Genomic DNA, 13,701 nt, shown 5'->3' on the forward strand with positions numbered 1-13,701 from the left:
ATTAGCTACAATCAATGAAAGTTTAAAAAAATAGGGTGCAAATTGATAGAGGCAAAAAAGAAATTTGGCCAAAATTTTTTACAAGATACGACCGTCGTTAGCAAAATCATCCAATCGATGCCCCGAAATGAGCGTAAGCTTGTTGAAATTGGGCCTGGCTTAGGTGATTTGACGCAAGAGCTATTGAAGGTGAAAGCCTTAGTAGCATATGAAGTCGATGAAGACTTGTGCGTTTATTTGAGAAAAAAATATTCGACGAAAATCGATGAGGGTGAGCTTACATTGGTGCAAACTGATGTTTTAAAGCAATTTGAAAAAGGATCTCTTTGTGAAGAGCCTTATGATTTGGTTGCTAACCTACCCTATTACATCGCTACGACTATTATTTTGGAAGCCTTGGAAGATCCGAATTGTAAATCAATGACGGTCATGATCCAAAAAGAGGTGGCAGAAAAATTTGCTGCGCTTCCAAAAACAAAAGAGTTTACCTCTTTAGCGATTCTGGCACAAAGTATTGGGACGGCTGCAATACTTTTTGATGTATCTCCAGAATCGTTTGAACCACAACCTAAAGTGGTGTCGTCTATTCTCAAAATTGACAAACAAAAAGAGTTTGTTGAAGGAAAATTTTCTGGCCTTTTTGAATCTAACGAACAGTTGCAAAAATTTAAAAAATATTTGCGATGTTCCTTTCAAAGTCCACGAAAAACTTGGTTGAAAAATATTTCATCTGAGTTTGATAAAGCGTACGTAGAAAAAATTATGTACGACCAATCCCTTCCCATAACAATTCGTCCTCACGAAATTAGCGTCTTGTCTCATCATCTACTATTTAAAACATTAAGGTTGAATGATGCAAGAAAACGAAGTAACGCAACAACAGAACAGTAACGAAGCCCCTAAGGATAAGACACCAAATTCAACAGGGCATCCAACAAAACAACCGCCTCACGCTAACGCTAAAAAACAGGTGAGCCAAAATCCACAAAATGGTGAGGCTAAAGAGCCTACAACAGAAGCAGGCGAAAAAAAACCACGAAATAATCGAAGACGAAAAGGCAATAAATCTCCAGCCGCCTCAATTGAAGGTAACGAGCTTTGGCAACGCGATATGAAAAAAGCGATTGAAGCCAATCAAAAAATGCACAAAGATAGACTTAATCGTTCTAACTTAATAGATCAATCATCTAAAGGTAAGATTAAAATTACGCCACTTGGTGGATTGGGCGAGATTGGTGGTAATATCTGTGTCTTTGAAACCGATACGTCTGCAATTGTGCTTGATGTTGGTATGAGTTTTCCTAGTGAAGATATGCACGGTGTCGATATTTTGGTTCCAGATTTCAGTTATTTGCGACAAATTAAGAAAAAAATAGCTGGAATTATTATTTCACATGCGCACGAAGATCATATTGGTGCCGTTTCGTATCTCTTTAAAGAGATGCAATTTCCACTTTATGCTACCCCTCTTCCACTTGGGATGTTGGCTAATAAATTCGATGAGCATGGGCTCAAAGCTTATAAAAAGTATTTTAGACCTGTTGAAAAACGTAAAATTTATAAAATTGGTGAATTTGAAATTGAATGGATACATATTACACACTCAATTATAGATGCCTCTTCCCTTGCCATTACAACAGAAGCTGGAACAATCATCCATACGGGAGATTTTAAAATTGATCATACACCTATTGATGGGTTTGTAACGGATCTTAATCGTTTTGCAGCCTATGGTGAAAAAGGAGTTCTGTGCTTAATGAGTGATAGTACAAACTCTTATAAAGAGGGTATTACACGCAGTGAAAGCACGGTTGGAAAAACGTTTGATTCTATTTTTGCAAAAGCAAAAGGTCGGGTCATTATGTCAACCTTCTCTTCTAATATTCACAGAGTCTATCAAGCCATTGATTACGGATTAAAGTATGGCAGGAAAGTTTCTGTTATTGGTCGTTCAATGGAGCGAAATCTTTTTACTGCAATTGAACTCGGTTATATACAACTCGATAAAAGTATTTTTATTGATCCACATGAGGTTAATAAGTATCCAGATAAAGATGTTCTTATTGTTACAACGGGAAGCCAAGGTGAGACTATGAGTGCACTTTATAGGATGGCAACCGATGAGCATCGTCATGTAAAAATCAAACCAACGGATCAGATTATTATTTCAGCTAAAGCAATCCCTGGAAATGAAGGCAGTGTTTCTAAGGTTCTTAATTTTTTACTTAAAAGTGGTGCTAACGTAGCGTACCAAGACTTTAGTGAAATTCACGTGAGTGGGCATGCTGCACAAGAAGAGCAAAAACTCATTTTACGCTTGGTAAAGCCACGCTTTTTCCTTCCAGTGCATGGTGAATACAACCATATTACCAAGCATAAAGAGACAGCAATGCAGTGTGGAATTCCTGAGCGCAATATCGTCTTAATGAGCGATGGCGATCAAATCGAAGTGTGTGCAAAATACATGAAAAAAATCAAAACCGTTAAAACAGGTAAAGTGTTTATTGACAATCAGATCAATGAACAAATTGCGGATGATGTTGTCATCGATCGTCAGAAGCTAGCTGATTCTGGTCTTGTAATGTTAGTAATTCAGTTAGATAAAGGTGAGCACAAACTCATCTGTAAACCAAAAATTATTAGTTATGGATTAGTTCCTGACAAAGATGATAAAGCCTTCTCCATTGAAATGGAAGGTGTTATTGACCAATTTGTTCTTAATGCTAAAGCGGAGCTTTTGGAAAATACAAGAGCTTTGGAAAATGAGATACGTCAAGTTGTGCGAAAGCATATATATAGACAAATGAAAAAATATCCAACGATCGTACCAACGATCTTTATGATGTAGGAAATGGTATGGAAGATTTTAAAGCCATAGCCAAAGAAGTGTTAGAGCTTGAAGCTAAAGAGTTACTTAATGCAGCTGGAATGATTGGCAATGAAATAGGTGTAGCAACAAACTTAATTGCTAACATCAAAGGCAAATTGATCGTAACAGGTGTGGGGAAAAGTGGACTGATTGGAGCAAAAATTGCTGCAACACTTGCAAGTACAGGTACCAGTAGTTTTTTCTTACATCCCACAGAAGCTATGCATGGTGATCTCGGAATGGTGGGAAAAGACGATGCCGTGCTTGCCATTAGCTACAGTGGTGAGAGTGAAGAGCTTATTAAAATATTACCACACATTAAGCGTTTTGATATCCCTCTTATTGGTATGGCGCGTTCTCGTGAGTCCTCTTTAGGACATTATAGCGACGTCTTTTTGCCATTACATATCGAAAAAGAAGCGTGCCCATTGGATGCTGCACCAACATGTTCGACAACACTCACATTGGCACTTGGTGATGCGTTAGCTGTTTGCTTGATGAAGAAGAAAAACTTTCAAAAAGAGGATTTTGCTTCATTTCATCCAGGTGGAAGTTTGGGGAAGCGTTTGTTTGTTAAAGTAAAAGATTTGATGCTCACCAAGGAGCTCCCAATCATTCATAAAACAACCAAACTCAAAGAGGCTATTCTTAAAATGAGCGAGGGAAGACTGGGAAATGTGCTGATTACCGATCAAAACAATCATTTAATAGCCGTTTTAAGCGATGGCGATTTACGCCGTGCGTTGATGCGGGATGATTTTAGTATGGATGCAACCGCATATGAATATGCAACAAAAAGTCCTAAAAAACTAGACGATGAGACGCTATTAGCCAGTGATGCTTTAGCGTTTATCGAAAAGTACAAAATACAACTGGTCGCCATCACGGATAAAGTCGGTGTGCTTAAAGGGGTGTTACATATCCACGATTTAGTGGAAGCAGGAATAAAATAAATGGAATTAATGAGACTAAATAAAATGATTTCGCATAACACGCACTACTCAAGGCGTGAGGCGGATGAACTCATCAAAGCAGGACAGGTTAAAGTGGATGGTATTGTTGTCCAAGACCTTTCAACGCAGGTGAGTTTTAAAAATAAAATCGAACTAGGCGGTAAAGCCCTTTTTGAAAAACACGGTTATTCCGTGATTGTGTATCACAAACAAAAGGGTGAGTTAGTGAGCAAAAAAGATGACCGTGGTCGTAGAACCATCTACGATACATTGCCTGCACAATTTGGTCATTATCTCAGCGTAGGAAGACTTGATTTTGCCAGTGAAGGTTTACTGCTTTTGTGCGATTCTCCCTCTGTCGTTTCTGCTTTAATGCATGGCGATTTAGAGCGTGTGTATTACGTTAAAATCAACGGCATGATTACACCTGCTATGGAAAAGGCGATGCAAGAAGGTCTCTTCCTTGAAAATGCACGCAAAGGTGGGCATTCCCACAGTGAGATTCGTTCTATGGATTTTGCACCCTTTGTTGCATATCGTATTATCAAAAACAACCCAACCTTCTCAACGATAAAAGTGACCATTAATGAAGGTAAGAACCGAGAGCTTAGACGTTTCTTTGGTTACTTTGATGTGGATGTTGTTGATCTCAAACGTGTCAGTTATGGCAAGGTTGATTTAGGCATGCTCCGACCTGGTAAACACCGTTATTTTGATGGCGGTGAATATGCTGCTCTTAGAGATTATCTTGAATATATCAAAAAAGATAATGGCAAAATTCCAGTAGCTGATGAGGACGACGAGGACGATGATCAATAACTTCGCCCTCTTCTTTCGCCCTAAGGTGATTGAGGAGTTAGCTGGGCAAAAACATCTCAGTAGTGCAAGTAGCCCTTTTCGGAAGCTGTTAAAATCAGGTTCAATGAGCCATTCTCTTTTCTTTGGCCCTGCGGGTGTTGGGAAAACAACGTTAGCGCGTATTGTCGCTAACGAGTTACAACTTCCTTTTTACGAGTTAGACGCAACTAGCGTTAAAGTAGAAGAGATTCGCAAGATTCTCTCTCAACACCGAGGTTCATTTCAAAAGCCACTCATTTTCATTGATGAAATTCATCGTCTCTCTAAAACCCAACAAGAAGTTCTGTTATTACCAATGGAAAACCATGAAGCGATTATCATTGGTGCTTCCACCGAAAACCCCTACTTTGTTCTTAGTTCTGGCATACGTTCGCGTATGATGCTCTTTGAATTCTATCCGCTTGATGAAGACGATCTTAAAGCGATTATCAAACGGGTTCGTGAAACGATCACATTTGAGATAGATGAAGAGGCCATAGCGTATTTGATCAGTTCCAGTGCAGGCGATAGCAGAGCACTGTTAAATTTACTTGAATTTGCACTCAAAGTAGATTTACATGTAACGCTTGAAACCCTCAAAAATTTACGTCCGAGTGCTTTAAAAGATGGTGTTAGTTCGGATAACACACATTATAATTTGATTAGTGCAATGATCAAAAGTGTCAGAGGTTCAGACGTGGATGCAGCACTCTATTATCTTGCCCGTCTCATTGATGGTGGAGAGAGCCCTGATTTCATCGCAAGAAGGCTTGTTATCCTTGCCAGTGAAGATATTGGCAATGCTAACCCTAATGCGCTTAATTTGGCTTCTAGTACGCTTCTAAGCGTGAGTAAAATTGGTTATCCCGAAGCACGTATTATTTTATCGCAATGTTTGATTTATCTTGTCTGTAGCCCTAAATCCAATAGTGCTTATTTAGCAATCAATAATGCGTTAGCGTATGTGAAAAACGAAAAAGCTCTGAAAGTACCAGCGCATCTGAAAAGCCCTTCGCCTAAAGGGTATTTGTATCCGCATGATTTTGGTGGGTGGGTAGAACAAAAATATTTAGAGAAGCCTCTTCATTTTTATGATAATTTGTCGATAGGGTATGAGAAAACACTTTCTGAATGGCTGATTAAGATTAAAACAAAAGATAACAAACAATCGTAAAAAGGTTCATACTATGATAGGGATATTGTAATGGATATTTCTACTACTTCTCTTCTTACAAATCAACTGCAGACTCTTGATCCAAAAGCAACTGCCAAAGAGAATGCCACAAAAATTATTCAAGAAAGTGCGAATATCCCTCTTTCGATTACAGCCCAAAAAACTACAACGACACCCAATAATGCACAAGACGTCATTGGTCAATTGCTAGGAAGTGCCGTGAACGAGGCTAAATCCAAGAGTGCTATTTTTGAGATATTACAGAACAATCAGCTTTTTAAAAATATGGGTAATTTTGCTGAAGATATTAAAAATCTAAGTTCTCTTGTTAAAATGGACTCGACTATTGCAAAACCATTAGCTCTTTTACAGCTATTCTCGAAAAATATTGAACAGATAGATGTGAAAATGCTACAAGAACAAATTCAAAACTCTGGAATATTTTTTGAATCAAAATTATCAAATATTGTAACTCAAAAAGGAGTCCAAGATACGCTTCAAACGCTAGCTTCTGCTCTCCAAGAGCATTTCAGTCAAATGAATACAAAGACGGTCATTCCACTTTTAAAAGAGATCAATGTCATTATGGATCATTTAAATTCAACACAAAATATCTCTTCAAAAGAGGGGCAAGCAAGCCTTAAAATGCTCCTTGATCTTTTCCGTCAAAGTGTCAAACAGGAACTTTCCTCTGAGGGAAATTCTGTTTTCAAAGAGGTGTATCAAAATGTACAAAAGCTGGATTATGCTATTAAACAGATGGATTTAATTGCTTCAAAAGTTGAGAATTATCCACTAGATATGAAGGTTGAAGAAAACTTTAGTACACAGGTCAAAGTTATTTTAGAAATGCTCAAAGAAAATCTCAGTGCTCTTCAGCTTGATGATCTTCAACCTCAGATTGACCAATTACTCACAAAAGGAAGTCTTTTAAAAGAGAGTAACAGTGTTTCCCTCCCCTCAAGTGAATTATTAGCAACACCGCTTACTGTTTCAAAGGATGAAGGAGCTTTGAAAATACCTCCTCAACCTAATGTTATAAAAGCAGAAGATATGGGACAACCTGTAGAAAAACGGTTAATGGAAAATACTGTAGAGGAGATAGAGGGATCGACTTTATCAAAGGAAGCGTTGGTTCTTAAGACAGAGAGTACGTTCCTCTCTTCTGCGATGGCAACAGCAGTGATGAATGGTGCTGTCACTAAAGCTCCCGAGACGACAGAAGAAGCCTTAAAAATGGTTGCTAATCGTATTAAGCAACAAATCGAGATTCTTGATCCTAAAAGTGTTCAACAGTCTGATTTTGTTGATAAGAGCACCATTTTAGAGCAAAAAATTCATGGGTTGATCAAACCAGAGCTTTTTGTTGGTAAGGCGATTGCACAAAAACTCTCACTTGACCCAACGGATGTAGAGTTGCTCAGTGATATGAAAGGTGTGTTGACCAAGCTTAGCGACAATCTTCAAACATCACCTCAAAATAAGGAAGCATTGGAAATTACCAATCGCCTCCTAACACAAATTGAGTATCATCAGTTAGTTTCGTACGTGAGTAGTTCCACGCATTTATATGTGCCTTTTAGCTGGGATGGGCTTCAAGGTGGCTCCATGATGATGAAACAATCTAGCGACAATAATTTTCACTGCCAGATTGATCTTAATCTTGAAGCCTATGGCAAGCTTAATATGATGCTGGTACTCTCAGGAGAGAAGTATATTGATATCTCAATTGCGGTACAAAAAAAAGAGTTAAGCGAAAAAATAACTCAGCAATTAAATAATCTTAAGCAAGCATTTAATGAAGTTGGATTGATAACAGGCAATGTCAAAATGCTTGAATACAAAGATGTGAGCACAGTCAAAAATGATTATTTTAGTGGTGAAAAACTTCAATTTGGGATTAATATAACCATATGAATACGCCAACTCCAAAAACACAAAAAGCCGTTGCACTTAAATACGATCGTGAAAAAAGTGCTGCACCAAAAGTGGTTGCTTCTGGTAAAGGTGAAGTTGCCAATAATATTATCAAATTAGCTCAAGAACACGATATATTTATTAAAAAAGATGCTGATTTGGTTGAGCTTCTCTCAAAAATCGAGATTAATAAAGAGATCCCACCAATGTTGTATAAAGCAGTTGCCGAAGTCTTTAGTTTTATCTATAAAATCACGAATGATAAACGAAAATAATCTTTACATGTAAAGAAGAGGAGATACTCATGTTTGCTGTTATTTTTAGAGCAACAGTGAAAGAAACGGATAGTGAATATAGAATAATGGCAAACAAATTAAGAAAATTAGCTTTTGAAACTTATGGTTGTTTAGATTTTGTAGCAGTTTGTGAAGGTGATCAGGAGATTACAATCTCGTATTGGGAAAGTAAAATGGCAATTAAAACGTGGAAAGAAAATGCTGAGCATCTCATCGCTCAAGAACTTGGTCAAAAGCGATGGTATAGCTCTTATAATGTTCAAATCGTCGAAGTAAAACACGAATATCGATTTTAAATACCTCTAAATTTCAAGCTAAACAGTCCCATATATTCATGTAGTGCCACATAGCTTTTATAAAAAGCATGGGCATTAGGAAGATAGTCCCACTCATCTTTTGTTTTTGCATTGATTTTAAAGTTGGTTGCAGCGGGGATGACCTTAAACCCAAAGTGCTCATAAAGTCTAATAGAACGCTTCATATGATACGCAGAGGTGACAAGGTAGATCGTTGGTTCTTTTAATCCTGCTTTTTCAAATGCAACTTTGCTCAGTTCGGCATTTTGATACGTATCAATGCTCTTATCTTCAACATGCAAAGAGAACTCTTTAGCATTAAGGCTCTTAGATGTGGGCGTTGGAATTTCCAAATAGAGTTTGAGCTCTTTGAGGCTATCTAAAAACGCATCGCTTTCTAAATACTCTTTACTGGTACCTCCCCCACTAAATAAAAGTGGTAAATTGTTCGATTTTGCAACCATCAATCCCCACATCATACGCTTATAGGCGTCGGTGCTTAAAGGTAAATTTGCTACTCCTTTGGTATTTCCCCCACCTAAAACAATAACAGCATCTACAGAGGTCTGTTTTTCAAGTGGCTTATTAAAGGGAGTTTCTAAGGGGGCAAGAAGCCAATCGGCAACATACGTTGTACTCAAAAGATAAAAAATAATAGCATTGCCAAGAAAAAGAGACGAAAAACGTTTGGCATAAAATGAGGCGAGTAAAAAGAAGACAATAAAAATACCTGGTGGCAAAACCAGGTATGTAAAGAGTTTTGAGAGAAAGTAAATGCTACTCATTAGAGCATAATGGCACTACGTTCGCCAGCTTTAAGTTCACCGATGATATAACCATCACTGTTTGCAAGGACATCATTGACATTTTCAGGACTCACCACAAGAATCATCCCTACTCCCATGTTGAACGTACGGTGCATTTCACTCTCCTCAACGTATTGACTCATAAAGTTAAAGACAGGAAGTGTTTTAATTTTTGATTTGTAAACATGCGCTTGTAAGCCTTCCGGAAGAACGCGAGGGAGGTTCTCAACAATACCACCGCCAGTGATGTGCGCTAAAGCGTTGATTTTAGACTTAAGTGTTTTAAAAAGCTTCACATAAATGCGTGTCGGGGTTAAAAGTGTTTCGATGAGCGGTTTGCCATCAAACTCGGTATCAAAAGTATAACCGAGCTTGTCAAAGAAGAGTTTACGTACCAGAGAAAAGCCATTAGAATGAACACCTGAGCTTGGAAGAGCAATGAGAATGTCTCCTGCTTTGACGTGTGGTAAGCGGTTCATTTCGTCTTTTTCAGCGATACCGACTGCAAAACCAGCAAGATCAAAATCTTTACTGTGGTACATGCCAGGCATTTCAGCTGTTTCGCCACCGATGAGTGAACATTCCGCTTGAATACAACCCTCTGCAATCCCTTTAACAATGCTTACCGCAGCATCAATTTCAAGTTTGCTCATAGCATAGTAGTCAAGAAAAAAGAGTGGTGTTCCAAAGTTACAGATAAGATCATTCGCACACATCGCAACAAGGTCAATGCCAACTGTGTCGTAAATACCTGAATCAATCGCTAGTTTGAGTTTGGTTCCAACGCCATCTGTTGCACCTAAAATGACAGGTTTTTGATAGCCTGATGGCAACTCGTAGGCTCCAGCGAATGAACCAATACCTCCGATGACATTTTTATCAAAAGTAGATTTGACCAGTGGTTTTATATTTTCGACAAATTGGTTTCCCGCGTCTATATCGACACCAGCGTCTTTGTAGCTGACTGTGCTCATGGATATGCCTTTAGTGAGGTTATTGTTTAATAGATTTTAACAAAACTATGTTAAAATCGTTATAAAAATAGTCAAAGGTATTAGGATTAAATGGCGTATGAACATGCAATTGTTTTAACAGGTGGAATAGCCACAGGCAAAAGTACTGTTTCGTCGATGCTAAAGTCGCATGGATTTGAAGTGATCGATGCAGACGTAATCGCGAAAGAGGTTTTACCTTTACATGTAAAAGAGGTTGAAACTCTTTTTGGAGATCGTGTTATTCGCAATGGATCAATTGATCGCAAAGCACTTGGCGCACTGATTTTTAACGATAAGAAGGAGCGTGAAAAACTCAATACTTTTTTGCATCCGTTGATTCGACAAGAGATTTTTAAGCGATGTGATCAGTTAGAAGAGAAGAAAAAGCCTTATATCATCGATATTCCACTCTATTTTGAAAGCGATGGCTATGCCTGCAAATTAGTTGCTGTTGTGTATGCTCCTGTTGAAGTGCAACGAAAACGGTTAATGATTCGAGAAGATTTTAGCAAAGAAGAGGCACAAAAACGAATCGATGCTCAAATTAGCATTGAAGAAAAGAAAATCTTAGCCGATTTCCTCATCAATAATTCTTTTGATATGAAATTTTTAGAGAGTGAGATCGAAAAATTTATTAAATTTGTACGGGGTACGTATGCAAATCGCAAAATATAATGCCAATGGCAATGATTTTATTATTTTTCATACCTTTGTTGAGGTTGATCGAAGTAGATTGGCACAACAGCTATGTGACAGACAAAAAGGTGTGGGTGCAGATGGCTTAATTATTTTGCTACCCCATTCTGAATATGATTTTAAATGGCAATTTTACAACAATGATGGAAGCGTTGCTTCTATGTGCGGGAACGGCACACGCGCATGCGCTCATTATGCCTTTACTAACCAATTAGCAGGTGCTTCTATGCGTTTTCTAACAGGGGCTGGCGTCATAACTTCTTTGGTAGAAAATGATGTTGTCGAAACAGAACTCACAACACCACAAGTGCTCAGTGAATCATTTGATGAAAATGGTTTAACATGGCATTTTTGTGATACGGGAGTACCTCATCTGGTGACATTTGTTGATGATACTGCGTGCTTTGATAAAGTGATTGCTCGTCAAATGCGCTATAAGTATAACGCCAATGTGAATTATGCAATGCTTAGGGAAAATACTTTACATGTAAGAACTTATGAGCGAGGGGTCGAAGATGAAACGCTTGCCTGCGGTACAGGGATGGCGGCATGTTTTTACAGTGCATATCGTCAAAAACTCATAGGGACAAGCGCAAAAGTCTATCCTATTAGTGGAGAAGAGCTAAATTTACGAATTGAAAATCAAAGACTTTTTTTCAAAGGAAGGGTACAAAAAGTCTTTGAAACGGTGCTGGAACTTTAAATTCGTGAATTTTTTCTACACACTTTTTATCGCCTCATGCTTGCTTCTCCAAGGAGCGCTTAATGCAGGAGGTTTATCTTCAGAATATTATCAGATTGAAGATAACGCAAAACAAAAAGAAGAATTTATTCGTGAAATGAAAATTCTTGTGGATAAAGGTAATGATGAAATTAAGAAAGATCGAGAATTCATTACTAACTTTTTTGCCAAAGCAGTGCCTGATGCCTTTCGAGGGCTGAATTATGCTAATGTGGGGTATCTTATCTCATTGCGCAACAAATATGGCATAGAGTCTCTCTTTGATCGAGATGAATATTTTAAACGTATTGATGTGATTCCGACTTCTTTAGCCCTATCACAAGCTGCATTGGAAAGCGGTTGGGGGAAAAGTCGATTTGCACGAGAAGCCAATAACCTTTTTGGTCACTGGTCTTATTCAGGTGTTGGTTTAATGCCTCAAAATAGGGCAATAGGTAAAACACACATGATCCGTATTTTTGGTTCATTGCAAAAATCAGTGAATTCTTATATGCTGAATCTTAATACGAATGATGCATATATCACATTTAGAGAAAAGAGACTGCAATCAAGAAATAATGGAAAAAACTTTGGAGGTATGGAAGCTTCTAAAACGATGGGTAATTATTCTGAGCTCAAAGAGGAATATATTAAAATGATTAAGGAGATGATTGATCAAAACAATCTTCTTATCTACGATAAATAGATTGTTTTTAAAGGTTTGCTTCTTTCATAAGCTCTGTTTGGTAATGCGTAATAATAGGGTCTATGATTTCATCATAAAAACCACCTTCCATAATAGCATCTAAGCGATACAATGTAAGCCCCACTCTGTGGTCGGTAATACGGTTTTGTGGATAGTTGTAGGTACGAATACGAGCACTTCTATCACCTGATCCTACTTGTGTTTTTCGCGCTTCACTCTCTTTAGCATTGCGTTCTTGCATCTGCATATCATAAAGTTTTGCTTTGAGCACTTTCATTGCAGCATCTTTGTTTTTATGCTGAGATTTGCCATCTTGATTAACCACCACAAGACCAGTCGGTAAGTGGGTAATTCTTACGGCACTATCGGTTGTATTGACCGATTGTCCACCATTTCCAGAAGATCGCATAACATCGACTTTCAAATCTTTTTCGAGTATCTCGATCTCAACATCATCAACTTCAGGCATAACAGCAACGGTAACTGCTGAAGTATGTACCCTACCCTGTGATTCTGTGAGAGGAACACGTTGAACTCTGTGAACGCCACCTTCATATTTAAGACGTGAAAAAGCCCCCTGCCCTTTAATAAGCGCAATAACTTCTTTATATCCATTTAGAACACCTTCACTGAGTGAAACAACTTCAACTTTCCAACCACGGTTTTCTGCGTAGCGAAGGTAAGATTTAAAAAGATCAGATACAAAAATAGCGGCCTCATCACCACCTGTACCAGCGCGAATTTCTAAAAAGATATTGCGCTCATCATTTGGATCTGTAGGAAGTAAGAGAAGTTTAATCTCTTCTTCGATCTCTTCTTTGCGAGGTTCAAGAATTCGAAGTTCGTCTTTTGCAAGCTCACCGAGCTCTTCATCATCAAAGAGAAGTTTATTTTCCTCAATTTGATCAAGTGTTGAAAGATATTCAAGGGTTTTATCTTTGATTTTCTCTAATCCTGACTGTTCTTTGGAGAGTGCTGTCATTTTCTTAATATCTGTAGCAATATTAGGATCACTTAAAAGTGTAGAAAGCTCATTATAACGTTCTAGAAATGGGAGTAATTTATCTTTCAACATGGATAGGAACTAAAATAAAGAGGGAGTTGCCGCAAGTTATGCAGCAACACTACCTAGCGTATTAACGAGTTGTGACAATCTGCTTACACGGCGAGCAGCTGTATTTTTAGTTAAAATACCTTTGCCTGCATAAGAATGAAAGTTTTTATTCACATTTTTCAACGCAACTTCAGCTGCTGCTTGATCACCTGCTTCTACAGCTTCTCTTACAGCACGTGTTAGATTTTTGATTCTAGTTTTATAAAATCTATTTCTTTCAGTGCGTTTTTTTGTTTGTCTAATACGCTTTTCTGCTGACTTGTGGTTTGCCATAGATAAGCCTTTCGTTTTTAAATTTAGGCGTAGATTATATAAAAATAA

General features: G+C 38.0%; 15 protein-coding genes. 11 read left to right on the forward strand and 4 right to left on the reverse strand.

The genetic code is table 11. The annotated features are described in order from the left end of the window. The first annotated feature begins 42 nt into the window (after positions 1–42). The 8 genes from rsmA to Sdiek1_RS00510 are packed head-to-tail and all read left to right on the forward strand — an operon-like array spanning position 43 to position 8,342. Complete coding sequence (rsmA, locus tag Sdiek1_RS00475) at positions 43–891, forward strand: 16S rRNA (adenine(1518)-N(6)/adenine(1519)-N(6))-dimethyltransferase RsmA (RefSeq protein WP_087437399.1); 849 nt, start codon at positions 43–45, stop codon at positions 889–891. Further along, positions 854–2,848 (forward strand): ribonuclease J, encoded by a 1,995-nt coding sequence (locus Sdiek1_RS00480; RefSeq protein WP_087437400.1) that lies wholly within the window; start codon positions 854–856, stop codon positions 2,846–2,848. Before rsmA ends, Sdiek1_RS00480 begins: the two co-directional genes overlap by 38 nt. A gap of 8 nt (positions 2,849–2,856) precedes the next feature. After that, positions 2,857–3,822 (forward strand): KpsF/GutQ family sugar-phosphate isomerase, encoded by a 966-nt coding sequence (locus Sdiek1_RS00485; RefSeq protein WP_087437401.1) that lies wholly within the window; start codon positions 2,857–2,859, stop codon positions 3,820–3,822. A gap of 9 nt (positions 3,823–3,831) precedes the next feature. Then, positions 3,832–4,641, forward strand: coding sequence for a pseudouridine synthase (locus Sdiek1_RS00490; protein WP_238099239.1), 810 nt, complete (start codon positions 3,832–3,834; stop codon positions 4,639–4,641). Beyond that, positions 4,631–5,833, forward strand: a complete 1,203-nt coding sequence (locus tag Sdiek1_RS00495) for a replication-associated recombination protein A (RefSeq protein ID WP_087437403.1) — start codon at positions 4,631–4,633, stop codon at positions 5,831–5,833. Before Sdiek1_RS00490 ends, Sdiek1_RS00495 begins: the two co-directional genes overlap by 11 nt. Positions 5,834–5,863: 30 nt before the next feature. Beyond that, complete coding sequence (fliK, locus tag Sdiek1_RS00500) at positions 5,864–7,750, forward strand: flagellar hook-length control protein FliK (RefSeq protein WP_087437404.1); 1,887 nt, start codon at positions 5,864–5,866, stop codon at positions 7,748–7,750. Beyond that, positions 7,747–8,025, forward strand: a complete 279-nt coding sequence (locus Sdiek1_RS00505) for an EscU/YscU/HrcU family type III secretion system export apparatus switch protein (protein WP_087437405.1) — start codon at positions 7,747–7,749, stop codon at positions 8,023–8,025. Before fliK ends, Sdiek1_RS00505 begins: the two co-directional genes overlap by 4 nt. 29 nt (positions 8,026–8,054) lie before the next feature. Next, positions 8,055–8,342 (forward strand): antibiotic biosynthesis monooxygenase family protein, encoded by a 288-nt coding sequence (locus Sdiek1_RS00510; RefSeq protein ID WP_087437406.1) that lies wholly within the window; start codon positions 8,055–8,057, stop codon positions 8,340–8,342. Here Sdiek1_RS00510 and Sdiek1_RS00515 read toward each other — a convergent pair. Together Sdiek1_RS00515 and purM are read right to left on the reverse strand one after the other, a co-directional pair. Further along, on the reverse strand, positions 8,339–9,127 hold the full coding sequence (locus Sdiek1_RS00515; RefSeq protein ID WP_087437407.1) for a YdcF family protein: 789 nt from the start codon (positions 9,125–9,127) through the stop codon (positions 8,339–8,341). The genes Sdiek1_RS00510 and Sdiek1_RS00515 overlap by 4 nt on opposite strands. Continuing rightward, complete coding sequence (gene purM, locus Sdiek1_RS00520; RefSeq protein ID WP_087437408.1) at positions 9,127–10,122, reverse strand: phosphoribosylformylglycinamidine cyclo-ligase; 996 nt, start codon at positions 10,120–10,122, stop codon at positions 9,127–9,129. The genes Sdiek1_RS00515 and purM overlap by 1 nt, the downstream gene beginning before the upstream one ends. A gap of 90 nt (positions 10,123–10,212) precedes the next feature. On the opposite strand from purM, the gene coaE reads away from it, so the two are divergent. Genes coaE through Sdiek1_RS00535 form a run of 3 tightly spaced genes read left to right on the forward strand, consistent with a single transcriptional unit; the run spans position 10,213 to position 12,266 of the window. Continuing rightward, entirely contained in the window at positions 10,213–10,818 is a 606-nt protein-coding gene (gene coaE / locus Sdiek1_RS00525; RefSeq protein ID WP_087437409.1) for a dephospho-CoA kinase, read from the forward strand. Further along, the gene (gene dapF / locus Sdiek1_RS00530; RefSeq protein WP_087437410.1) at positions 10,799–11,542 is read left to right on the forward strand and encodes a diaminopimelate epimerase; all 744 of its coding nucleotides are present in this window, start codon (positions 10,799–10,801) and stop codon (positions 11,540–11,542) included. Before coaE ends, dapF begins: the two co-directional genes overlap by 20 nt. 4 nt (positions 11,543–11,546) lie before the next feature. Beyond that, a complete protein-coding gene (locus Sdiek1_RS00535) occupies positions 11,547–12,266 on the forward strand; it encodes a glucosaminidase domain-containing protein (RefSeq protein WP_087437411.1) in 720 nt (239 codons plus the stop codon). Between the two features lie 7 nt (positions 12,267–12,273). Here the strand turns inward: Sdiek1_RS00535 and prfA are convergent, their stop codons facing one another. Then, a complete protein-coding gene (gene prfA / locus Sdiek1_RS00540) occupies positions 12,274–13,341 on the reverse strand; it encodes a peptide chain release factor 1 (RefSeq protein WP_087437412.1) in 1,068 nt (355 codons plus the stop codon). A 36-nt stretch (positions 13,342–13,377) separates the two neighbouring features. Next, positions 13,378–13,653, reverse strand: coding sequence for a 30S ribosomal protein S20 (gene rpsT / locus Sdiek1_RS00545; protein ID WP_025343336.1), 276 nt, complete (start codon positions 13,651–13,653; stop codon positions 13,378–13,380). Between the last annotated feature and the right edge of the window lie 48 nt (positions 13,654–13,701).

Origin of the sequence: Sulfurospirillum diekertiae, from assembly GCF_002162315.1 — a bacterium.
GTDB lineage: Bacteria > Campylobacterota > Campylobacteria > Campylobacterales > Sulfurospirillaceae > Sulfurospirillum.